This is a genomic window from Rhizobium sp. BR 250 (assembly GCF_047445855.1).
In the GTDB taxonomy this organism is placed as follows: Bacteria; Pseudomonadota; Alphaproteobacteria; order Rhizobiales; family Rhizobiaceae; genus Agrobacterium; species Agrobacterium tumefaciens_I.
Map to the genome: position 1 here is coordinate 70,145 of NZ_JARWKW010000003.1, position 23,501 is coordinate 93,645.

Sequence of the window (23,501 nt, forward strand, 5' to 3'; positions counted from 1 at the left end):
ACATGACGGTGCAAATCAAGTTTTATTTCTCGGTTTTTCGCACGTCCTTGATCACCAAGAGTTGAAAACAGGGCGGGAATAAAAAGGCCAATCCGCTCATTCAACTTCAGGTAAATATGAGGACCCCCTTGGGATCGATGCCAAAGCGTACGGCCTTGGTTCTGGCGGGCGTGCGCTGCATCGTCCTGACGCGCAGATCGGCGGGCAGTCCAGGCACGGCTATGCCAAGCTGCTCGATCTCGCCGAGGAAGACACGGCTCGATATTTCGCCGGCAATGCCCTCTTTGGCGGCGCCATCCTCGATGATCGAAATCGCATTGGGGCGAACATATGCGACTGCGGCAAGACCATCCGGCAGATCGGAAGCATCGCCCAGCAGCCCGAGCGGCGTCTCGACGCGGCCCTGTTTCACCCGGCCTTCGATCTTGTTGAAGGCGCAGAAAAAATCGGCGGCATAGCGGGTTTTGGGATTGTCGTGGATTTCGTAACCCGTACCACTTTGGACGATGCGCCCGCGCTGCATCAGCACCACACGGTCACCTGCCGATAACGCCTCCTCCGGATCATGGGTKACCATGATCGCCGTGGTGCCCAGTTGCCGCAGAAGGCCGAGCGTTTCCTCACGCACGCTGTCGCGCAATCCACGGTCCAGATTGGAAAAGGGCTCATCCATCAGCAGCAGGCCGGGCTGCGGGGCAAGCGCACGGGCAAGTGCCACGCGCTGCTGCTCGCCACCCGAAAGCGTGTGCGGATAACGTTTAGCCAGATCCTGCAGATGAACATGATCGATCATTTCCGCAGCACGGCGGCGCGCCTCGGCCTTCGGCAGCGACCGGAGACCGAACATGACGTTCTGCTCCACCGTCAGGTGCGGGAACAGCGCGTAATCCTGAAAGACGAAACCAATATTGCGCTTTTCCGGTTCGACAAAGGCAGCAGACCCGGCAACAACATTGCCATTTAAGGAAACGCTGCCGCGATCCGGTGTTTCTACGCCAGCCACAATACGCAGCAAAGTCGATTTTCCACAGCCGGAGCGTCCCACCAGACAAATAATTTCGCCACGTTCAACGGCAAGATCGATATCGGACAGAACATCCGTATCGCCAAATCTTTTTCCCACCGATTTCAGTTCAAGCGCTGCGCTGCCTGCCATTTCCAATCCTGCCCTGCTTTGCGAATTATGTTGATCGCTCAAATCAGGATTAAAGTCAAAAAAGTCGGGAAAATGTGTTTCCCTTCACGAGTTGGCGAGATGTGCGGCAGCAATATTGACGTTTACGTTAGAGTTAAATAGGCTTTACCGATGTGATGGACGCCAAGGGATTACGCGTCTATCATTCGTTACCGGGGAGCGAGAGGAGCGGTCGATCCGGTGACGCCACATGAGGTTCCCTCAGCCCGGCAGGTTGTGCCGGCTGATGCGGGAGCCTCGTGACTATCAGGCAGCACAAAGCGCCCCCTCGTGTTCCATGGAACGCGCGGCGCGACAAAGACTCTGGGAGGAGCAGCATGAGTGAATTGTCCCTGGGACATCCGGAAAATGTCGGTGTTACCAAGCGCTGGCTGGCATCCTATCCGCCGGGCGTGCCTTCAGAGATTCCCGCCTCGGCAAATGCCTCCCTCGTCGACCTTCTCGAAAAGAGCTGCAAGCAATTTGCCGACCGCAAGGCCTTTTCCAGCATGGGAAAATCCCTGACCTACCGGGAGCTCGACGTCGACACCCGCGCGGTCGCCGCCTGGCTGCAATCCAGAGGACTGGAAAAAGGCGACCGGGTTGCGGTGATGATGCCGAACATCCTGCAAAATCCCGTCGCGGTTTATGGAATTTTGCGGGCGGGCATGGTCGTGGTCAATGTCAATCCGCTCTACACACCACGCGAACTGGAACATCAGCTCAAGGATTCCGGCGCAAAAGCCCTGTTCGTGCTGGAGAACTTCGCCCATGTGGCGCAACAGGCGGTGCCAAAAACCGCCGTCCGGCATGTGGTCGTCGCGGCGATGGGTGATCTTCTCGGCCTCAAGGGACATATCGTCAATCTGGTGGTTCGCAAGGTCAAGAAACTGGTACCTGCCTATGCCATTCCCGGCTCCATCAGCTTCAAGGCCATGCTGAAGGAAGGCCAGGGGTCCTCCCTAAAACCGGTCAGCCTTACGGCGCAGGACATCGCCTTCCTGCAATATACCGGTGGAACGACGGGCGTATCCAAGGGCGCGGTTCTCACCCATGCCAATCTTCTCGCCAACAAGGCGCAGATCAGCCTGTGGCTGGACGCCGCCTTCAACGGCCACAAGGACCGCCCGGAGGTTCTGAACTTCATCTGCGCGCTGCCGCTGTGCCACATCTTCGCGCTGACGGTGAATTCGCTGATGGGCATTGCGCTTGGCGGCCACAACCTGCTGATCGCCAATCCGCGCGATATTCCCGGCTTCGTAAAGGAGCTGTCGCATTTTCGTCCGCATGTTTTTCCCGGCATCAATACGCTTTTCAATGCGCTGATGAACAATGAGGATTTCCGCAAGCTCGACCTGTCGACGCTCATTCTGGTTCTCGGCGGCGGCATGGCCGTGCAGAGACCCGTCGCGGAACGCTGGCTTTCCATCGTCGGCTGCCCGATTGCCGAAGGTTACGGTCTTTCCGAGACATCGCCGGTGGCAACGGTCAATCGCCTCGATTCCCGGGAATTCAGCGGCACCATCGGCCTGCCCATCTCCTCGACCGAAATCGACATTCGCGACGAGGACGGCAACAGCCTGCCGACCGGCGAAGTCGGTGAAATCTGCATTCGCGGACCGCAGGTCATGGCCGGTTATTGGCAGCGGCCCGATGAGACGGCAAAAGCCATGACGGCGGACGGTTTCTTCCGCTCGGGCGACATGGGGTTCATGGATGAACGCGGTTACACCAAGATCGTCGACCGCAAGAAGGACATGATCCTCGTCTCCGGTTTCAACGTCTATCCGAACGAGGTCGAGGAAGTGGCCGCCAGCCATCCGGGCGTGCTGGAATGCGCCGCGATCGGCGTTCCGGACGAACATTCCGGCGAAACCGTCAAGCTTTTCGTCGTCAAGAAGGACCAGGCGCTCACGGAAGCCGAACTCAAGGCCTTCTGCGCCAAGAACCTGACGAACTACAAGCGGCCGAAGATCATCGAGTTCCGCACCGAGCTGCCGAAATCGAACGTCGGCAAGATTTTGCGGCGCGAATTGCGCAACCTGAACTGAACGAAGGGAGAGCCGGCCGACCGGCTCTTTTCTTTTATCGAAGTCGCCTTGATTTGGCCGCTGGAAAAAGAATAGTTTCCTCATCCTTCCACGGAAGCCGAGGAGCACAAGATGCAGGCCACCATCGAAAAACTGAAAGCAACGGCAAGCAGCACAGCCGCAACCGATCTTCGCGCCGCCTTTGCGGCCGACGACAAGAGATTCAGCCGTTTCAGCGCGCAGTTCGATGACCTTCTGATGGATTATTCCAAATGCGCCGTGAACGAGGAGATCGTAACCCTTCTCGAACAGCTCGCGCGCGAGGGCGGTGTCGAGGCCAAGCGTGAGGAAATGTTCTCCGGCAAGGCCATCAACTTCACCGAAGACCGCGCCGTGCTGCATACCGCACTGCGCAACCGCTCCAACACACCGGTTCTCGTGGATGGCAAGGATGTGATGCCGGATGTGAACGGCGTTCTCGCCGCCATGGGCAAGTTTGCCGATGCCATTCGTTCCGGTTCGCTCAAGGGCGCGACGGGCAAAAAAATCACCGACGTCATCAATATCGGCATTGGCGGCTCCGACCTCGGCCCGGTGATGGCGACGCTCGCGCTCGCACCTTTCCATGACGGCCCACGCGCGCATTTCGTTTCCAATATCGATGGCGCACATATTGCCGATACGCTGAAGCTCATCGACCCGGAAACTTCGCTCTTCATCGTGGCGTCGAAGACCTTCACCACCATCGAAACGATGACGAATGCCGCCACCGCGCGCCGCTTCATCGCCGAAAAGCTGGGTGAAAACGCGGTCAAGCACCACTTCGCCGCCGTTTCCACCGCGCTGGAAAAGGTCGCCGCCTTCGGTATCGAAAGCGATCGCATCTTCGGTTTCTGGGACTGGGTTGGCGGACGTTATTCGATCTGGTCGGCCATCGGCCTGCCGCTGATGATCGCCATCGGGCCGGACAATTTCGGCAAGTTCCTGGATGGCGCACATGCCATGGATCGCCACTTCCGCGAGGCGCCGATCCGCGAAAACCTGCCGATGCTGCTCGGCCTCATCGGTTTTTATAACCGCAACGTACTGAACTATCCGACACGAGCGATCCTGCCCTATGATCAGCGCCTGTCGCGTTTCCCGGCCTATCTTCAGCAGCTGGACATGGAATCGAACGGCAAGGGCGTGACCATTGACGGCACGCCGGTCGAAGGCCAGTCCGGCCCGGTCGTCTGGGGCGAGCCCGGCACCAACGGCCAGCACGCCTTCTACCAGCTGATCCACCAGGGCACGAGCGTCATCCCCGCGGAATTCATGATCGCCGCCAATGGTTTCGAGCCGGAACTGCGCCACCAGCACCAGCTTCTCATCGCCAATTGCCTCGCGCAGTCGGAAGCGCTGATGAAAGGACGCACGCTTGCCGAGGCCAAAGCCCAGCTCACCTCCAAGGGCATGGAAGACAAACTGGCCGATTTCATCGCGCCGCACCGCGTCTTCACCGGCAACCGCCCCTCCATCACCTTCGTTTACGACAGGCTGACGCCTTTCGCACTCGGCCGCCTCATCGCGCTTTACGAACACCGCGTTTTCGTGGAAGGCGTGCTGTTCCGCATCAACTCCTTCGACCAGTGGGGCGTGGAGCTTGGCAAGGAACTGGCAACGGGCCTGCTTCCCGTCGTCGAAGGCAAGGAAAGTGCCGCCGGCCATGACAGCTCGACACAGGGGCTGGTGAAGACGCTTGCCGGTCTGGCTGGATAAAACTCAGCCGCCACGATCTTGCGAGAGCCGGAAGGAAACTTCCGGCTTTTTTTAATACAGCATGGATGGGATGTCGTTTTGGAGGTGCCTATGCCGTTCCGGCCGGGAAAGGATTTCCTGAAGTTTCATGATCTGCCCGCGGGTGCGGTCCTGTCGATCATGGACCGTGCCGGTAGTCTGGCCGGGCACTGGTCGACGGCCACCATGCCACAAACTCTCAAGGGAAAGCGCGTCGGGCTGATCGTTGACGACACCGGCTGGCGCAATACCGCAGCCTTCGATCTTGGTATTCAGGCGATGGGCGGCATTTGCGTCACCATTCCAATCAGCTTTAATGGCCGCGAAGAAATTGTCGATCTGGCGGGCTATCTCGACAATTGGTTCGACCTGCTGATTGTCCGCACGAAAGAACTCTCGACCCTGCGAGCACTTGCAGCCGAAATGAGTGCACCCGTCATTAACGCGCGGACCAGGTCCAATCATCCATGCGAAACGCTTGGCGATTTGGCCTACGTCAAAAGTGTGAGGGGCCGTATAGACGACCTCAAAATTGTGGGTGTGGCGCCGGATGCCAATATTCTACGCTCATGGGTAGAGGCCTCGATATCCCTGCCGATTCAGGTCACGCAGGTCTATCCCGATCAATGGCATGTCACCGATCCCGCGCTCACCAATTCAAACTTCAGAACAAGCTCCGACATCAGGAGTTGCTCGACGCGGATGTGATCATTACCGATTCCTGGCCTGCCGGATCGGATCACGATCTTGCCGCTTTTAGCATATCCGCGTCTCTTCTCGACAGGATGAGGCCTGACACGATCTTTTTGCCCTGCCCGCCGGTCGCCCGTGGACAGGAAGTAACTGCAGACGCCATGCTGCACCCGGCCTGCCAAAGCCGGGCCGCCAAGGCCTATCTTCTGCATGCGCAGAACGCCCTGATGGAATTTCTTTTGACCTGAGACGGCGCTGCGTCTTCAAATATAAAGTGCTGCCATCTTCCGCCACGCACCGGCACGATGGGCACGCCCTTCCCAGACATGCAGCTGATGTCCCACCTGCTTGTCTGAAAGCAGGCGGCTCAGATGATGGTTGTTGTCCAGAAACGGGTCGGCATCGCCGATGGTGAAGACCATGTCGATGCGGCGCAGCTGTTCCAGCCGGAAGGGGCAGGCAAGGCCGGGCAGAAAGTGGCTCGGCATGTGGAAATAGACATCGTCGTCATAATAGCCGTCGAACAGATCACCGAAGGATTCCACCTTCATCGTCAGGTCATAACGGCCGGAAAAGGCGACGAGCTTGGTGAAGAGATGTGGGTGGCGGAAAACGAGGCTCGCCGCCTGAAAGGCACCGAGGCTGCAACCCTGCACGATCGTGTCGCCGTCCGGGTTTTTCTCCGCCATCAGCGGCAGCACTTCATTGAGAATATAGGCCTCAAGTGCCGCATGACGGCGCACACGGTCGGCGGGGTGGTTATGGCCCGCGTAAAAACTTTCCCGTGCCAGACCCTCGATACAATAAAGCTGGAGGTGGCCGGCCTCCAGCTTGTCGGAAAGGCTCGCGACGATGCCCAATTCCTCATATTCGAAGAAGCGCCCGTCGCGTGTCGGGAACATCAGCACCTTCGCGCCGGCATGACCGAATATCAGGAGCTCCATGTCGCGATGGAGCCTGTGACTATACCAGCGGAGATATTCGCGTTTCATGGCACCTTGAAAAACCGTCTGACCTTGTCCTTATGGACCGCATCTTGCGATGCGCTATCAGCGTAATCGAAATGGCCCGCGTCTAGGATGAAGATTTCATTAAATTTTGATTGCGGCAAAGCATTGGCCACCGCGAACTGGCAGGGCGGTGCGACTGCCGGATCAAAAAGCGCGGGCGCGACCAGCATCGGCACCTTTATTCGGGCTGCGGCACAGGCAGCATCGAACAGGCGCAGGGTTTCGAGCACATTGGCGTGGGTCTTCTGATAGGTCTGGACCGCATCCGCGCTGCCGACGGTAGGCAGCGTCAGCCAGAACGGCCGGTGGCCAAAGGTCGGCACCACCAGATGGCCCCGATCTATACGCGCGTCGAAAGGGATGGCCAGGGTGCCGATGCCGCCGCCGAAGCTGATGCCGCTATACCCCACCTGCCCTTCCAGCCAGGGATAAAGGCTGACAAGCGTCGAAACGGCGACCCACAGATCATCGACGCAACCGCCGATGATATAATCATCCTTCCTGTCGATATTGTAGAGGACATGAAGGGCCGGATCGGACGAAATCGGCGGACATGCACTGAGCGAAAGCCCGCGAAAGCAGGGAAACAATACGGCCGTTTCCTCCACCGGCACATCGAAATCCGGAGCCTCACGGCCGCCATAACCGTGCCCGACGACGAGGCCGCGCCGCACCTGCCCCTCGCGCGGCAAAAACAGCCATCCGCCGATACGGAAGCCGTCGGTGGATGTGTAGGAAAGATCGAGGACCTGCCAGCGGGGGTGGGTTAACTTGCTCCTGCGCAGCACCGGCCGCGGATCTGTTGCGAGCGCACGGCGATAGCGCTTCTTCCAGAAATCATCAAAACCCGGCGGCGCTTCCGGTGGGGTAATGGCGAGCAATTGCTCGCGCTGCATGCCATAGCTGGGGTCGAAATCGAAAGGATGGGTTTTGGGAACGCTCATGCGATGCTTGTTTCGTGAAAAAACAGCGGACACAAGCTTGATAATCGCGAAATAACGGTTTTTTACGGCTTTAGCGCCGGGAAGAGTGTTGAACCACCTTTTCAAAATGGTTCAACCGTGCCCTTCACAAACCGATTTCATGCGCGAAGGGCGGATTTGCGCCTGCGCGCGAAACGGTGACCGCTGCGGCTTTCGCGCCCAGCGCCAAAGCCTTCCTGATCTGTTCTTCGCTCAGCGACGCCACCTGCGCCTTGGTCAGCAGGCCTTGCATTTTCAGCGAAGCGAGAATGCCGGCATCGAAGGTATCTCCGGCGCCGACCGTATCGACCACCTCTACCCGTTCGGAGGCAACTTCCACCTTGAGATTGGCGCTGTAACCGACGGCACCCTTGGCACCACGGGTGACGACGACCAGTTTTGCGCCATGGTGCAGCCAATGACGGGCAAGCGTATCCTCGTCGCCTTCCAGACCGAACCAAGCCAGGTCCTCATCCGAGAATTTGACGATATCCGACATGGCCGCCATGCGGCGGATGCGGGCCATATGGGACTGCTTGTCCTTGATGAAACCGGGGCGGATATTCGGATCGAGCGAGATGACACGGGTCTCGTGTTCGCGCGTCATCAGCGCTTCATAGGTGCTGCCGCAGGGTTCCGGGATGAGGCTGATGGCACCGAAATGCAGCGCTTCGCAATCGGCGCCCAATGCCGGAAGTTCGGCTTCGGTGATCATCCGGCCGGCGGTGTTCTCGTCGTAAAAGGCATAGGTCGCGTGGCCATCCACCAGCTTGACGAAGGCGATGGTGGTGGGGCGCGAAAGGGTGGCGCAATAGCTGAAATCCACCTTGCTGGCGCGCAGGGTCTCGCGCAGGATATCGCCCATCATGTCATCGGAAAGACCGGTGAAGAAAGCGGCCGGAACGCCGAGACGCCCCAGCGCAATTGCCGTGTTGAAGACCGCTCCGCCGGCATAGGGGGCAAAACCCGCCTCGCCCAGCGTCGTCTGCCGGGGCAGCATGTCGATCAGGGCTTCACCACAACACAGGATCATTACGGTCCTCCTCAAAACAGCAAATCAAATGGACTTAAATCGATTTAGACGAAGATCGATCGGAAGGCCAGCCACAAAGCCTGGCTGGCCGCATCCGAAATTAAGATTGCGGCAATTCGCTGACACCGCCACGCTTTGCAGACCAGGGCAGCGGATTATCAAGGAAGGCCTCGACCTCGGACAGGGTCTTTTCATCGAACAGTTTTTCAGCCCGGGCGACCGCCAGAACGTCGCGCCAGGTCGTCAAGTAATGCAGCTTGACATTGCCATTGGCGAAACGTGCTTCGGCCTCTTCAAAGATGCCGTAATAAAACAGCGCGATGCCGTGATCGACAATGCCGCCCGCCGCGCGGATGGCATCGATGAAAGTGAACATCGAGCCGCCGGCCGTCGTCAGATCCTCGATGACGAGAACGCGGGCACCTTCCGGCATATGACCTTCGATCTGGGCGTTGCGGCCATGGCCTTTCGGCTTCTTGCGGCAATAGATCATCGGCAGGCCGAGGCGCTCGGCAAGGAAAGCCGCAAAGGGAATGCCCGCCGTTTCACCGCCCGCGACACAGTCGAATTTCTCGAAACCCGCTTCGCGCATCACCGCCGCAGCTGCGAAATCCATCGCCGCCGAGCGGATGCGGGGGAAGGAGATGAGCTTGCGCATATCGATATAGACCGGGCTCTTCATGCCCGAAGCGAAGGTATAGGGGCTTTCGGAGTTGAAATGGACCGCCTTGATTTCCCACAACATCTTCGCAACCAGTTCCGCGACGACGGTGCGGTCGGTGAATGTGAAATGGTTCATAGGCGTTCTCCTTTTTCGGCCCTGGTTTATCGCTTCCGAGAACCCGGATCGGTTTTCGGAAAGCACAACGTCTCTGTTCAGCATTGCAGATATCCGCAGGCGGCGCCGGTTGGCGAATGCCTGTAGACCATAACAAAACCGCCGGCAGTGCCGGCGGTCATAAAAATCAGCTTACATCCCAATGAAGCGGGAACATCGGATCAAATACCGTCACCGGCCCGGCGCCCGTTTCGATCTTGGCGGGAAAGGCCACCGCTTCCTCGCGCTTGACCAGCGTGATCGTCTCCTCATTCGGCGCCAGCCCATACCAGGCGGGACCGTTGAGCGAAGCGAAGGCTTCCAGTTGATCGAGGGCGTTTTCATCCTCGAAGACATGGGCAAGGCAGCTCATGGTGTTGATGGAAGTATAGATGCCGGCGCAACCGCAGGCGCATTCCTTCAACGGGTCCACATGCGGAGCGGAATCCGTGCCGAGGAAGAAGCGCGCATCGCCCGACGTTGCGGCAGCCCGTAGCGCGAGCCGGTGCTCCTCGCGCTTGGCGACGGGCAGGCAATAATAATGCGGCTTGATACCGCCGACGAGAATGGCGTTGCGGTTGATGATGAGGTGATGGGTGGTGATGGAGCCTGCCAGATTGGCCTTGGACGACTTGATGTAATCCACACCGTCGCGGGTGGTGATGTGCTCCATCGTCACCTTAAGTTCCGGCAGGCGCTGGCGCAGTGGCTCCAGAACCGTATCGATGAAGGCTTTCTCCCGGTCGAAAATATCGACTTCCGGTGTCGTCACCTCGCCATGCACGCAGAGCGGCAGGCCGATCTTCGCCATGCGCTCCAGAACCGGCATGGCCCTGTTGAAATCACGCACACCGCCATGGGAATTGGTCGTCGCACCCGCAGGATAGAGCTTCACGGCGGTGATGAGGCCGCTCTTCTTGCCCTCCTCCACGTCGTCGGCTTCAGTATCCTCGGTGAGATAGAGGGTCATCAGCGGCTCGAAACGATCGCCTGCCGGGATCGCCTTGACGATGCGTTCGCGATAGGCGCGGGCATCGGCGGTGGTAACGACCGGCGGCACCAGGTTCGGCATGATGATGGCACGAGCGAAATGGCGGCTCGTATCCCCAATCACGCCTTCCAGCATGGCGCCATCGCGAAGGTGCAGGTGCCAGTCATCAGGGCGGCGCAGGGTGAGCGACTTCATCGGTTTACCTCGGAGCATGATGGAATTGGCGCCCGCTTAGCATCTTTTGCCGCGGGAAAACAGCCGCCAAAGACCATCGGGCGGCTGTAAATTTCATTTTTTTGAAGCCCGCCTCAGATGTTGCCCGCTTCCGGACCCCAGACATCGGTCATGGCGAAACCATCAGCCAGCGGATCGAAGGGATCGAGGCCGACCTGATGCAGACCAAAGGTGAAGCCGCGCCCGGCAATGGTGGGAATGACGGCAGGACGGCCCGCCACCTCGGTGACGGCGGAAAGGCCGACATCGAATTCCGAACCGATGATCGAGCGGGATTTATATTCGTCTCCCACCTTCACCTTGCCGCGCGCATAAAGCGTGGCGAGATTGGCGGAATTGCCCGTGCCGCAAGGCGACCGATCCGCGCGGCCCGGCCACATGGTGGTGCAGGTGCGGATGGAGCCATCGGCATCCACATCACGGAACATGACGTAAGCGACACCCGATATTGCGGGGATTTCCGGATGAACGACGGTCATTTCACGGTTGACGAGGTCCTTCAGAGTCATACCCGCGGCAACGAGTTTTGCCGCATTGGCCTTCTCGATGGTGAGACCGATCTGGCGCACATCGACCAGCGCGTAAAAAATGCCACCGTAGGAAATGTCCATCGTTACCTTGCCCCATTCGGGCGTGTCGATGCTGACATCCAGCTCATGCACGAAAGAGGGAACCATGGTCAGCTTGACCTTTTCGCAGCGCCCGTCGCGGCAGGTGGCCGTGGCTTTCACGAGGCCGGCCGCCGTTTCCAGAATGATGACGGTTTCCGGCTCCTGCATCTCCACCATGCCGCTTTCCAGAAGCGCAGTCGTGGCGCAGATGGAATTCGAGCCTGAGCTCGCATGGGCCTGATCCGGCTGCAGAATGACGAAGGCGGCGTGCGCATCCGGATGTTTCGGCGGCAGGAGAAGATTGACCGAGCCCATGGGCGTGCCGCGCGGCTCCAGCGTCAGGAAGCGGCGCAGCGCCTCTCCCTGCGGATCCGTATTCATCCAGTGAAGTTGCTCGGCCACCGTGTTACCGGGAATTTTCGGCGCCCCGCCGGTGACGACACGGCCGATTTCGCCTTCGCAATGGACATCGAGAAGCTGGAGGGTGCGTTTCCAACGCATGGGGTCTTACTCCGGAAGGTGGTTTATCGTCCCGACCATACAGATAAAAATACAAGCTGTATACAAACCTCAGCGAGCGGGATGACGAAAACGCTGAGGGTTTTCGTCATCTAGCGATTACGGCATTCCGCCCGTTTGCGATTGGCGGCTGCCTCGCAGTTCAGTTGTGACTGTTGCAATGCCTGATCGTCCACCACGGAACCCGCCGTATCCCCCACCGATCCGACGGTATTTTCAACGGAGCGGCCGAGCCGTTCCACCTGCCGGCCATAATTTTCCCGCGTGCGCGGATCGAAGACCGCAATCGGTGCACTGACCACCACACTGGCGGCCGTTCCAACGGTTTGCGCAGCACCGATGCTGACTGCGCCCAGAGCCTCACCCAGCCCGACATCGGAATCCGTCACCGTCTGGCCGGCAATGAGGCGGTCGCCGATAAGGCGGACGACCTCGGGGCTTTCGGCAAATTTGCCGTGGTTCAGGCGGTCGCCGGATTGCAGCTTGGTGAGATCGAGAACGGTGATGCCGGCTTTTTCCAGCTCGCTGCGATAGGGCTCGACGGATGGGTCGATCTGGCCGAGACGATCGACATTACCGGAAATGCGGCGGGACAGGCTGAGCGCACGGTCATCCTGCGAAACGAACAGAGTGAATTTCGGTGGCGCCTTGCCAAGGCTTGCAAATTGCCGGCTGAACACATCCACATCCAGATCCGGCGCAGCCAGAATGACATTGCCGATCTTCGGATCGACGCGGCCATTGCGGATGGCCATCTGGCGCAGGGCCTCCACCGCAAGCCAGGTGCCCATGGAATGGGCCATGACCGTAACCTCACCGATGGACTTGTCCCTGGCAAGACGCGTCAGCATCTCCTCCAGCGCATCACGCGAGTAGTTGGTGCTTTCCTTGTCGTAATTATAGTCGAAAATACTGGCCCGCGACGGCCAGGTGAAAACCACCGGCACGACATCCGTACCGGAATCATGGACGATCTGGGCAAAGCGATAGACGGATTCCTCGTAACGGTTGTTGAAACCATGCACGAAGACCAGCACACGGCGGTCCTTCTTGATATGCCGGTTGATCCAGCTTCTGGTCTCTGCTTCAGAGCGAATAGGCTCCAGCGCCACCGTGGTGAAATCCTTCAGCGGGTTCGGCGGCAGCTTCTTCGGCCATTGCACCTGGCCGACCTTGCGGTTGGCGTTGGGCGGAATGGAAACCGTCACCGCATCGACCTTGAGCCCCGTTCCCCGCTCGCCGCCAAAAAGCACGGCAGGATTTTCCGATGGCGCACGGGTGGTAGCGACGAGAAGATTGACCGGCGTCGTACCCGCCACGGTCTGCCCCGTCGGCGTCATGACCCCGATGGGCCGCCCACCGCAACCGGCGAGCAGGGCGACAATCGCGATTACGGCCACGAAGCGAATGGGCATCACATCACTCTCCTACAACCCAGAGGCAGCCAGATAGCAGCCGGGGGAGAGGATTTTCTACCGGAGGCGGAACTGCCGCGCCAGCAACCACAGCGGAACGGCGAGCACTTTCCGCCGCGGTGTGTCCAAACGGACCCAATTGCCCCGCGTTTGAACCGGCAATCGGACAGCTCGTCAAATAGCGGCCTATTGCTGCGGTAGCATCGTGCCCCTTTCGCGCAGCGCACTATGCCAGGACAGAGCCTCTTCGATGAGATGCGGCGTGTGCCCGCCCCGCGCCGCCGCGCGCTGGTAATAATCCGTCAGGGCATCGCGATAATCGGGATGTACACAATTGGCGATGATGACCGCCGCACGCTCGCGGGGAGCAAGACCGCGCAGATCGGCAAGGCCCGTTTCAGTGACGAGAATATCGACATCATGTTCCGTATGGTCGACATGGCTGACCATGGGCACGACGCTGGAAATGGCGCCGCCCTTGGCGATCGACTTGGTGACGAAGATCGACATATAGGCGTTGCGGGCGAAATCGCCGGAGCCGCCAATACCGTTCATCATATGGGTTCCGCCGACATGGGTGGAATTGACGTTTCCGTAAATATCAAATTCCAGCGCCGTATTGATGCCGATGATACCGAGGCGACGGATGACTTCCGGGTGGTTGCTGACCTCCTGCGGACGCAGGATCAGCCTGCTTTTGTAATCCGCAAGCCGCGGCATGACCTTTTCGTTCATGGCGGAAGAGAGCGTGATCGACGAACCCGAGGCGAAGGTGAGCTTGCCCGCATCGAACAGTTCGAAGGTCGAATCCTGCAGAACCTCCGAATACATTTTCAGATCATGAAACGACGTGTCGATGAAACCATGCATCACGGCATTGGCGATGGTGCCGATGCCGGCCTGTAGCGGCTGGAGTTCGTGGGTCATGCGGCCATGACGGACCTCGTTCAGCAGGAACTCGGTGAGATGGCTGGCAATCGCCTTCGTCTCATCATCAGGCGGCAGCACCGTCGAAAAACTGTCGCTCTTGTCGCTCAGAACGATGGCGGCGATCTTTTCCGGCGGCACCGGAATGAAGGGCAGGCCCACACGGCTATCCGTCGCCACAACGGGAATGGGCATGCGGGTCGGGCGCTTGGCGGGAATGAAGATGTCGTGCAACCCCTCCAGCACCTCGGGCTGCGACAGGTTGATCTCGACGATGACCTTATCGGCCAGAATGGCAAAACTCGCGGAATTACCGACCGAGGTGGTGGGCACGATGCCGCCTTCCGCGGTGATCGCCACCGCCTCGACGATGGCGATATCGACCCCGTGGATCTGGCCGCCGCGCAATTGCTCGACCGTTTCGGACAGGTGCTGATCGATGAACATCACCCTGCCGTCATTGATCGCCTTGCGCAGAGCCGGATCGGACTGGAACGGCATGCGCCGTGCCAGCATGCCGGCCTCCACCATGGTCTTGTCGAGATCGTTGCCGAGGGAAGCGCCAGTCATCAGGGTGATTTTCATGGGATTCGTCTTGGCGCGTTCGGCCAGCACCAGCGGCACGGCCTTCGCTTCTCCTGCGCGCGTAAAGCCGCTCATGCCGACGGTCATGCCGTCCTGAATGAGACTGGCGGCCTCTTCGGCACTGACGATCCTGTTCAAGAGGGACGCGTTGCGGATACGCTTTTCAAGCATGCACTTCTCCATGATCTGTCATCACGATGGCACGGCATTCGGGTGGCCACCTCGCGGCGACTATGGCGTGCAGTTTCATCGATGAAACTGACATAGATCAAGGGTGCGAACGGAACCAAGCCTTCTACGCATCAAATCCCGTTCAACCAAGCATAAGTGGCGCATCGGCGCGACAGGCTGCGAGGTCTTCATCCCATCGCAGCCTTACCGAACGGGAAACGGGTTTCACCGCGCCTGGCTGTCCGCTTTGGGAAAGGCAATGGGGCGAACCTCGCCCCGTCGCATCACGAAGAATGGATGGCGGTCAGGGACCTTCGCAGACGGGTGCCTGACCGAGCACGATCTGCCCTACTTCGGCATCATAGGCACGCAGCCCGAATGTACCGAGAGTAATGACCCGGTAACAGGGACTACCGCCCGTCCATAGCGGATCGACAACATCGATATCGGTGATGAAACGATGGGCGCAGGCCTGGCCGGAACTATAGGCAATGCCTTCGGCCGTCGTGCCGGCCATCGGCACATGGATATGACCAAAAATGATATGGCGTATACCGGCGGGATGGGCGGCGAGGCGGCGTATGACAGCGCCGTCATCATGCATGCCGATATGTTCGAAATGCCGGATACCGCACTCCATCGGCGGGTGATGAATGAAAACCGTCGCTGGCAGATCGCCTGCACTTTCCAGAGCGCTCTCCAGCCATACCAAGCGGTCCGCACCGTACATGCCGCCGATGACATCGGCTTCGTGGCTGTCAAGGAACAGCAGCCGGCCGAATTCGGTATCGATGAAGGACTGGATATAGCCATTGCCGTCACGCGGCTGTTCCGGGAACGCCGCCACGAACTCCGGCCGGCGGTCGTGATTGCCGAGCATCAACCGTGTCGGGATGGAAACGTGTGTGAGAATATCGCGCAGCAGCTCGTAGGCTTCCGGCTCGCCGTAATTGCAAAGATCGCCCGTCATCACCAGAAGATCGGCGTCGGCGTGCTTTTCGATAATATCGGCGACAGCGGCGCGCAGTTGTTTTTCCGGGTCGACGCCGTTTATCGCGATGCCCGGCGGCAGAAGATGGGTGTCGGTGATCTGGATGATCTTCATTGTCGGTCTTTCTGCGTAAAATGGCTGCGGGAACGGATTTCCCCGCAGCCTTTTCGATGCTTGACTTATTTCATCAGGCCGTTGGTCTGCTCGACGATCTGCTTGAGACCGGCTTCCGGCGTTACTTCACCGCGCATGACGGTGCCGATAATGTCGCGCTGCGTACGCCAGATGCGGACGGAATCGCCGCCCGGATAACCGGCCCAGGGCAGAGAACGGTCAGCCTGGAGCGAGGCGGTTTTCACATTCGGGTTCTCGGCATAATAGGGAGCGAGGAAGTCCGGGCCGGTTGCCTGCTTGTTGGTCGGCAGATAGCCGGTGATGCGAACGATGGTGTTCTGCGCTTCCGGACCGGTGACCCACTTCAGATATTTCCAGGCAGCGTCCTGCTTGGCCTTCTCCTGCGTCAGGATAACGGCAGAGTTACCGCCGGTCGGCACGCCGCCCTTTTCCTTGTTGTCGAGCGGGAAGGTTGCCGTCTTCAGCTTGAAGCGGTCGCCAACCAGACCCTGGATTGTCTGCACGTGAGCAGGCGTCGAGAAGATGAAGCCGGTGAGGCCTGCGCCGAACTGCTGGCGGGACTGATCCCAGTCGAGCAGGTTCTGGCCGCCTTCGGTCACGAACTGACGGGCCATCTTCAGGGCGTTGAGACCGATTTCATTGTCGAAAGCAACGGTCTTGGTCTTTTCATCAACGAGCTTGCCGCCCTGTTCGAAGACGAGTGCCTGCCACAACCAGTCATCCGGCCAGCCATTGATGTCGTAGCTCATGCCGGCAAACTTCGGGTCGAGAGCCTTGATCTTCTTGGCGAGAGCGATGAGCTCCGGGAAGGTCGTCGGCATCTTGTCCGGGTCGCCACCAGCCTTGGAAACGAGATCGGAGTTGATGTAGATGATCGGCGAGGAAGCATTGACCGGCAGGCCGTACTGCTTGCCGTCGATCTGGCCGAGGGCGGCCATCTTCGGGCTGTAGTTCTTGTCGAGGAAAGCCTGGCCGCCTTCAGCCCGGATGAACGGGCCGAGATCGGTGATCTGGTTGCGGGGAGCGAGCGTGTGAACAAGTTCCGCCGTCAGGTTGTAACCCGAGAAATAAACGTCCGGCAGATTGCCAGTGACAGCCGAGCGCAGAACCTGCTGCTGGCCTTCATTATAACCGGCGGCCGGAGCGAGGAAGTTGATCTTTACATCCGGGTTCCGCTTCATGAATTCATCGGCCAGCGGCTGATGGAATTTCGTGAAGCCCGGCAGGTTGTAAAGAACGTTGAGCGTGATTTCGTTGGCCAGAACCGGCTGTGCGAGGCCCGCAAAAGCCATGCCAAGGGCCAGACCGCCCATTACAGCGCGTCGGTTGAGTTTCATGTCAGTCTCCAGAGAGGTTTGAGAGGAAGAGGTCCGAACGGCGTTACTTGACGCCGGTCATCGTAATACCGGCGATGAAATGCCGCCGTGCGAGGAGGAAGCACAGCACCATCGGCGCGGTAATCATTGTGGCGCCCGCCATCAGTGCACCGTAATTCGCGCCGGATTCGACATCGGCGAAGAACATCATGCCAAGCGGTGGCGGGGCGAGATTGGTGTCGGAGATCACAATCATCGGCCAGTAGAGATCGTTCCAGTGGGCAACGAGCGAGAAGACCGAGAAGGCGGCGAGCGAGGGAAGCGAGCCGCGCAGGACCAGCCCCCAGCAAATCTCCATTTCCGAGAAACCGTCCATGCGCGCCGCCTCGATGATTTCATCCGGGTAGCTGCGGAAGGACTGGTTGAACAGGAAGATGGCGAAGACCGAAAGGAAGAACGGCATCATCATCGCGAAATAGGTGTTCAGCAGCTGTGTTGTCGCCAGACCCACAAAAAGCGGCAGGGCCAGTGCCTGAATGGGGACGCAGAGCGCCGCGATCACCAGCGCCAGCAGCAGCTTGCGCCCCGGAAACCGGAGTTTCGCCAGCGCATAGGCGGCCGGAACCGCCGTCAGGACCTGAATGATGAGGATACCGAAGCAGACGATCACGCCGTTGAGCATGAACCGCGCCATGGGCACCTGCCCCGCAGCACGGGAATAATTTTCCAGCGCATCGAATTTTTCAGGGATCGGCCAGAGCGAAACGTTGAATATTTCGGCCGGTGAGCGGATGGACGTCAGGAACATCCAGTAGAACGGCAGCAGCATCACGAAAGCGCCGAGCGCGAGCACGAGATGCGGGAGATATTTGCGAAGCGCGGCCATCAGTAGTGCACCTTCCGGTCCATATGCAGCGTCTGGCCGATCGAAAGAACCAGTACGATTGCAAGGAAGATCATCGTCAACGCGGCGGCATAACCGGTGTTGGAATATTCGAACCCTTCCAGATAGAGATCGAACAACAGGGTTTCCGAACCGAAGCGGCCCTTGGTCAGCACGGCCACCGTCTCAAACACCTTGAAGGCAGAGATGGAGGTCGTCACCATCACGAACATCGTCGTCGGCCCGAGCATCGGCCATGTAACCGTCAGGAACCGGTCGACCGGGTTCTTGGCGCCATCGAGCCGCGCGGCCTCGTGAAGGTCCTTCGAAATGGCTGTGAGGCCGGCGAGGAACAGCACCATGTTGAAGCCGAGAACCTGCCAGATGCCCATTATCGCCATGGTGGGAATGAGCAGGACGGGGTTGGAGAGAAACGCGACGGGCTCGAAACCCAGCCATTTGATCGCCGCATTCACCGGGCCGAGCGAGGGGTGCAGCAGGAATTGCCACACGGTCGCCATGGCGACGAGCGTTGCGGTGACGGGAAGGAAATAGGCCACTTCCCAGAAGCCGCGGCTTCGCTTGCGGTTATAAACGAGCAGGGCCACGCCGAGCGCCAGAAACACACCGAATGGAATGACGATGACCGCATAAATGGCCGTATTCATGAGCGCGCGCAGGAAGACCGGATCCTGAAACGCCTTGATGAAATTGCCGAGACCTACAAAGCGGGTGGAGAGCGCGCCGAGCTGATAATCGGTGAGGGAGAAAACGGCGAGAACGAACATCGGAACGATATAGGTCGCCAGGAGCAGCAGGCTTGCCGGCGCAGCAAACATCAGGCCGCGCCAGACCATGCGCCTGTCCGCCCTCGACAGGCGCGGACGGGCTTTTGCACGCCCGGCGGTGGAAAAATCGACCGCCGTCATGCCGGCACCCGTTCACGCACCGTGACCTTGCGACGCAGGCCGTCGGCTGCGAAAAGATGCGCGCGCTCGGGTGCAAAACCGAGGGTCATCACACCATTGCCATCGGCGCCGAGTACCTCGCCCGCGCCCTGACGCAGGGTGATGGCAACCGTCTCGTCGTTCAAAAGACGGCAGCTGACGAAACGGTCCGCGCCGTGGGTTTCGCTGCGCACCACCCGCACGGCGAGACCTTCTTCGCCCGGACGCAGATCTTCTGCGCGCAGGCCGAGCGTCGCCGGGCCGGCATCGCGGCCGGCAGCCTCGAGACCAAGATCGCGACCGAAGGCCGTCACGCTGCCGGTGGTATCAATTTCGACCGGCAGCAGGTTGATCGAAGGCGTGCCGATAAAACGCGCGACCGTCAATGTCGCCGGTTTCCGGTAAAGTTCATCCGGCGTGCCGAGCTGCTCGATGCGACCTTCCGACATCAGCGCGATGCGATCGGACATGGTCATGGCTTCGATCTGGTCGTGGGTGACATAGATGAAGGTAGCGCCAAGCCGGCGGTGCAGGCCTGCCAGTTCCTCGCGCATATGGGCGCGAAGCTTGGCATCGAGGTTGGAAAGCGGCTCGTCCATCAGAAAGGCGGCAGGCGAGCGCACCAGTGCCCGGGCCAGCGCAACACGCTGGCGCTGGCCGCCAGAAAGCTGAGCCGGCTTACGATCCAGCAGATGCGCGATCTGCAGCGTCTCGGCCGCCTGCTCGACGGCGGCATCGATCTGCTTCAATGTTTCCTCAGGAGCTGCAAACCGTCCGACCAGCGGCAGGCGTGCGGCGAAAGGCAGGCGCCGCATGCGTAGCGGCGTCGCGATATTCTGACGCACGCTCATATGCGGATAAAGCGCGTAAGACTGGAACACCATCGCCAGATTGCGGTCGCTCGGATCAATCTCCGTCACATCCTGTCCGCCAATGGAGACCGAACCACGATCCGGCGTTTCCAGCCCCGCGATGATGCGCAGAAGCGTGGACTTACCACAACCCGACATGCCAACGAGGGACAAAAACTCTCCGGGACGGATGGAGAGATCGATTTCTTTCAGAACATCGTCGGCGCCAAAGCCTTTGCCGATGCCCGAAAGCTCAAGTGATTGTGGCGTCATTCTGCGCTCCTTTTCTGAAGCGCATATGCTTATATTGTATGACAATATGACGAAGGTTTGCGGAAACTTCGATGACACTCGAAACCCCGGCAATCCCGGCTCATCGCAAGACCTTACGATACAGGCCTTCACCGAAACCCCCTAATATACAGGGGTTCATATCGGAATATTCCGAGCCCGAATGGATGGGTCGAAAAACCGGGTTGGCTGTTCCGATTTCCCCGTCATTTTAAACGACAGCGAGAATCACATGTGCCTGAATTTTCGCGGCAACTTCACCACCGCCATGGCGCGCCTCAATGGCGGCCGCGGCGTAATCGGTCGCGGCGTCCAGCTTTCCGGGCGCTCTGGCCTCTATTTCCGTGCGAAGAAGGGTTCCCTGACAATAGGCTATTGCCGGAATGCGCGGCGAAGAGGCACGGCTTTGCGCCGCCACCGTCTCCATCGTCACGCGGGAAAAACCAGCATCGGCCAGCTCGCGGCGGATCAATGCCGTATCGTGATAGCCATGCGGCGTGCGGGCCATGAAGCGCGGCGGGTCATTGGGGAACAGTTGCGCAAGGGCGTTTGTCACATCATTCGCGAAGTGATTTTCCTCGATACGGTCCCACACATTGAACAGATAATGTCCGCCGGGCTTTAACACCCGCTTTGCCTCGCGATAGGCCGCCGGGCGGTCACTAAAAAACATCGCACCAAACTGACAGAAAACGAGATCGAAAGCCGCGTCTTCGAAAGGCAGCTCCTGGGCATCCGCCTGCTGCCATTTCATCCGGATGTCCGGCACTTGCCGCGACGCCGCAAAATCCAGCATCGGCTGGTTGAGATCGGTGACGACATAATTGGCGGCAGGCGACAAACGCGGCGCCAACTCCCGCGTGACCGCCCCGGTGCCGGCGGCGATTTCCAGAACATCGATCGGCATCAAGGCCGCCGCCCGCCGCGCCAGATCGGCAGCGAATGGCGCAAAAATCAACGGCACCATATAGCGGTCGTAATTTTTCGGAATCGAACCCGCAAACACCTTGTCCGCTTCCAACATGGCTTTCACCCCAGGCCATCTGATGACCGGAGGATTTTAACACATATTCGCAAAGTTCGGAATTCGTTCGGTCTTGCAGGGCGAGAAGCAGACAAGACATCTGCCGGAACGGGCTCACCGATACCAGCCATGCGACGCGTGAGAAACAGCGACTTTCTCAGGACTACTTTTATGGGAAGAGAAATGGCGCACCCGAAGAGATTCGAACTCCTGACCCCCAGATTCGTAGTCTGGTGCTCTATCCAGCTGAGCTACGGGTGCGTGCCGTTCCGGTCGTTTCCGGTGGCGTGGCGATCCTCTAAAACGTCCTCATTCCGAATGCAAGCGATTTCGCTTCGAAATTGTCATTTTTCCGCAGTAATTCATGTATGTCATTGATTTCAATATATATTCCATAAAGGCCATTTTCCACACACCCTTTGCCGTGTCCTTTCCGGCAGGAATAATGATTGCGGTGGGCCGGTGCGAAGCAGGTTTTTTATGCGGTTCTGGCCGCATGTATGGAAGCGGCGCGGTCGGCGATCTCGATGCGGAACTGAGTGCCGGGGCCGGGCTTTTCAACGAGCGCGATCGTGCCGCCATGGGCCAGCACAAGTTCGCGCGCAATGACGAGACCGAGGCCCGTGCCGCCGGAGCGGGCCGATCCCCGGAACGCGGAAAACAGGTTCTCCTTGGCCTTGCGCGGCATTCCCGGCCCATTGTCGTCGATGACGATGCTGACGACGCTGCCGGCTCGCTGGGCCGAGATGGAAAGATAACGCTGTGCGGTATTCGCCGGGTCGGATTGCAGCGCCTGAACGGCATTGCGACAGAGATTGTGGATCACCCGGAAAAGCTGTTCGGAATCCGCATCCACCGTCAGATCCGGCGGAACGCTGTCCTGAAACTCGATGCCGCTTTCCGGATCGAGCGCCAGAATATCGCGCACATCCCGCACCAGAAGGCTCAAATGCACCGTCTTGCGTTTCGGCGCGCCCTCGGTCGCCTGGCCATAGGCCAGAACCTCACCGGTATAGGCCACCGCACGGTCGATGGTGCGCAGCAGTTTCGGCGCAAAACTGCGGACCATGGGATCCTTTGCATCCACCAGCCGGTCTGACATGAGCTGCGCGGAAGACAGGATATTGCGCATGTCATGGTTGATCTTCGACACGGCCAGGCCGAGATCAACGAGATTTTTCTGCTGTCGCAGGGTTTTCTGCAGTTCAGTCTGCATGTCCGCGAGGTGACGACCCGCAACCGCCAGCTCGTCCACCCCCTCCTCGGGCACGAAAATCCGCTCGGGATTGCCCGGATCCTCCGAGAAATCCTGCATGCCGAGCGTCAGGCGCCGTATCGGCCGGATCATGATGCGGTTGATGGAGATGAAGATCAGGCCAGCGGTGACCAGCGACAGGATGATCGAGATCAGGAAAACGTTGCGGGCATAAGCGAGCATTGCCGCCCGCAGCTTGTTTTCGCCCAGCACCAGTTCGATGATGGTATCGCTGTCGCCCACGACATCGAAAACGCGGATCACGCGGTTGCCGCCGAACAGCAATGTGGAAAAGGCATCCCGAACCGCCTCCACTTGCGAAACATCGGAAAGATCATATTGCTCGTCGACGCCCGGCGGCGTTTCCGCCACGGCGAGCAGCCGCGATGTACCGTCCTTGCGCAGCGCAATAAGCTTCGCGCCCGTCGCCATCAGCGTGTCGTTCTGCACGCTTCGCGGCAATTCCGCCTGCAGACCGTCGATCACGGCACCGGCGGCGGCGGCGGTGTTCAGGCGGTCCCGCAGCCAGGAAAGACGCATATTGGCAACCGAAGGCACGAAGATCAGCACTTCGGCGATCATCACGAAAATGACGGTCAGCAACAGCAGCCGCCCCGAAAGACCGGCGGTCAATCCCGGCATGCAATGCACCGGATCGTCTTGCGTGCGGTCCAAGCTGTCTGCGCCTTTAGAAAACACCGGGCCATGATCCTGTATGCGCGCCGCTGCTTTGCGTGAAACGGCTCGGTTTATATGCAGCAATAATAATAGGACCGAATGGATATTTTTCCAATGCGTTGCAAAACAAACGTCTGCATCACCGCAAAAACAAACGCCGCCCGGCAGGGGCGGCGCTTCAG

At 59.3% G+C, this 23,501-nt stretch carries 18 protein-coding genes, 1 tRNA gene and 1 pseudogene; 3 read left to right on the forward strand and 17 right to left on the reverse strand.

The annotated features are described in order from the left end of the window. Positions 1–106 precede the first annotated feature (106 nt). A complete protein-coding gene (locus QD336_RS05585) occupies positions 107–1,156 on the reverse strand; it encodes an ABC transporter ATP-binding protein (RefSeq protein ID WP_269341786.1) in 1,050 nt (349 codons plus the stop codon). A gap of 356 nt (positions 1,157–1,512) precedes the next feature. Between QD336_RS05585 and QD336_RS05590 the strand changes: the two genes are divergently transcribed. The 3 genes and pseudogenes from QD336_RS05590 to QD336_RS05600 all read left to right on the forward strand — a co-directional run bounded on the left by QD336_RS05590 (position 1,513) and on the right by QD336_RS05600 (position 5,921). Continuing rightward, a complete protein-coding gene (locus QD336_RS05590) occupies positions 1,513–3,225 on the forward strand; it encodes a long-chain fatty acid--CoA ligase (protein ID WP_499169747.1) in 1,713 nt (570 codons plus the stop codon). A gap of 111 nt (positions 3,226–3,336) precedes the next feature. Then, positions 3,337–4,962, forward strand: a complete 1,626-nt coding sequence (gene pgi / locus QD336_RS05595; RefSeq protein ID WP_499169748.1) for a glucose-6-phosphate isomerase — start codon at positions 3,337–3,339, stop codon at positions 4,960–4,962. Positions 4,963–5,052: 90 nt separating this feature from the next. Beyond that, a pseudogene (locus QD336_RS05600) lies at positions 5,053–5,921 on the forward strand (Rossmann-fold NAD(P)-binding domain-containing protein). Between the two features lie 15 nt (positions 5,922–5,936). On the opposite strand, the gene QD336_RS05605 reads toward QD336_RS05600, so the two are convergent. The 16 genes from QD336_RS05605 to QD336_RS05680 all read right to left on the reverse strand — a co-directional run bounded on the left by QD336_RS05605 (position 5,937) and on the right by QD336_RS05680 (position 23,283). Next, entirely contained in the window at positions 5,937–6,665 is a 729-nt protein-coding gene (locus tag QD336_RS05605; protein WP_499169749.1) for an esterase family protein, read from the reverse strand. Beyond that, positions 6,662–7,627: an acetylxylan esterase gene (locus tag QD336_RS05610; RefSeq protein ID WP_499169750.1), complete on the reverse strand. Its 966-nt coding sequence runs from the start codon at positions 7,625–7,627 to the stop codon at positions 6,662–6,664. The genes QD336_RS05605 and QD336_RS05610 overlap by 4 nt, the downstream gene beginning before the upstream one ends. 124 nt (positions 7,628–7,751) lie before the next feature. Further along, positions 7,752–8,678 carry a carbohydrate kinase family protein gene (locus QD336_RS05615; protein ID WP_269341775.1) on the reverse strand — a complete coding sequence of 309 codons (927 nt, stop codon included), beginning with the start codon at positions 8,676–8,678 and terminating at the stop codon, positions 7,752–7,754. 100 nt (positions 8,679–8,778) lie between these two features. Continuing rightward, positions 8,779–9,477, reverse strand: a complete 699-nt coding sequence (locus QD336_RS05620; RefSeq protein ID WP_269341773.1) for an orotate phosphoribosyltransferase — start codon at positions 9,475–9,477, stop codon at positions 8,779–8,781. Between the two features lie 166 nt (positions 9,478–9,643). Further along, positions 9,644–10,681 carry a dihydroorotase gene (gene pyrC, locus QD336_RS05625; protein WP_269341771.1) on the reverse strand — a complete coding sequence of 346 codons (1,038 nt, stop codon included), beginning with the start codon at positions 10,679–10,681 and terminating at the stop codon, positions 9,644–9,646. Between the two features lie 113 nt (positions 10,682–10,794). Beyond that, positions 10,795–11,832, reverse strand: a complete 1,038-nt coding sequence (locus QD336_RS05630; RefSeq protein WP_269341770.1) for a 4-hydroxyproline epimerase — start codon at positions 11,830–11,832, stop codon at positions 10,795–10,797. 110 nt (positions 11,833–11,942) lie between these two features. Beyond that, positions 11,943–13,265, reverse strand: coding sequence for an alpha/beta hydrolase (locus QD336_RS05635; RefSeq protein WP_499169751.1), 1,323 nt, complete (start codon positions 13,263–13,265; stop codon positions 11,943–11,945). A gap of 186 nt (positions 13,266–13,451) precedes the next feature. Then, complete coding sequence (gene scpC, locus QD336_RS05640; RefSeq protein ID WP_499169753.1) at positions 13,452–14,948, reverse strand: succinyl-CoA:acetate CoA-transferase ScpC; 1,497 nt, start codon at positions 14,946–14,948, stop codon at positions 13,452–13,454. Between the two features lie 304 nt (positions 14,949–15,252). Further along, entirely contained in the window at positions 15,253–16,053 is an 801-nt protein-coding gene (locus QD336_RS05645; RefSeq protein WP_269341766.1) for a phosphodiesterase, read from the reverse strand. Between the two features lie 65 nt (positions 16,054–16,118). Continuing rightward, a complete protein-coding gene (locus tag QD336_RS05650) occupies positions 16,119–17,411 on the reverse strand; it encodes an ABC transporter substrate-binding protein (protein ID WP_499169754.1) in 1,293 nt (430 codons plus the stop codon). Positions 17,412–17,454: 43 nt separating this feature from the next. Further along, positions 17,455–18,276 carry a carbohydrate ABC transporter permease gene (locus tag QD336_RS05655; RefSeq protein WP_499169756.1) on the reverse strand — a complete coding sequence of 274 codons (822 nt, stop codon included), beginning with the start codon at positions 18,274–18,276 and terminating at the stop codon, positions 17,455–17,457. Then, positions 18,276–19,202, reverse strand: a complete 927-nt coding sequence (locus QD336_RS05660; protein ID WP_499169758.1) for a carbohydrate ABC transporter permease — start codon at positions 19,200–19,202, stop codon at positions 18,276–18,278. The genes QD336_RS05655 and QD336_RS05660 overlap by 1 nt, the downstream gene beginning before the upstream one ends. After that, complete coding sequence (locus tag QD336_RS05665; protein ID WP_499169759.1) at positions 19,199–20,344, reverse strand: ABC transporter ATP-binding protein; 1,146 nt, start codon at positions 20,342–20,344, stop codon at positions 19,199–19,201. Before QD336_RS05665 ends, QD336_RS05660 begins: the two co-directional genes overlap by 4 nt. Positions 20,345–20,573: 229 nt before the next feature. Then, complete coding sequence (locus tag QD336_RS05670; protein ID WP_499169760.1) at positions 20,574–21,386, reverse strand: class I SAM-dependent methyltransferase; 813 nt, start codon at positions 21,384–21,386, stop codon at positions 20,574–20,576. A gap of 184 nt (positions 21,387–21,570) precedes the next feature. Further along, positions 21,571–21,647 (reverse strand) — tRNA-Arg (locus QD336_RS05675). A 217-nt stretch (positions 21,648–21,864) separates the two neighbouring features. Next, on the reverse strand, positions 21,865–23,283 hold the full coding sequence (locus QD336_RS05680) for a sensor histidine kinase (RefSeq protein ID WP_499170023.1): 1,419 nt from the start codon (positions 23,281–23,283) through the stop codon (positions 21,865–21,867). Positions 23,284–23,501: the final 218 nt, after the last annotated feature.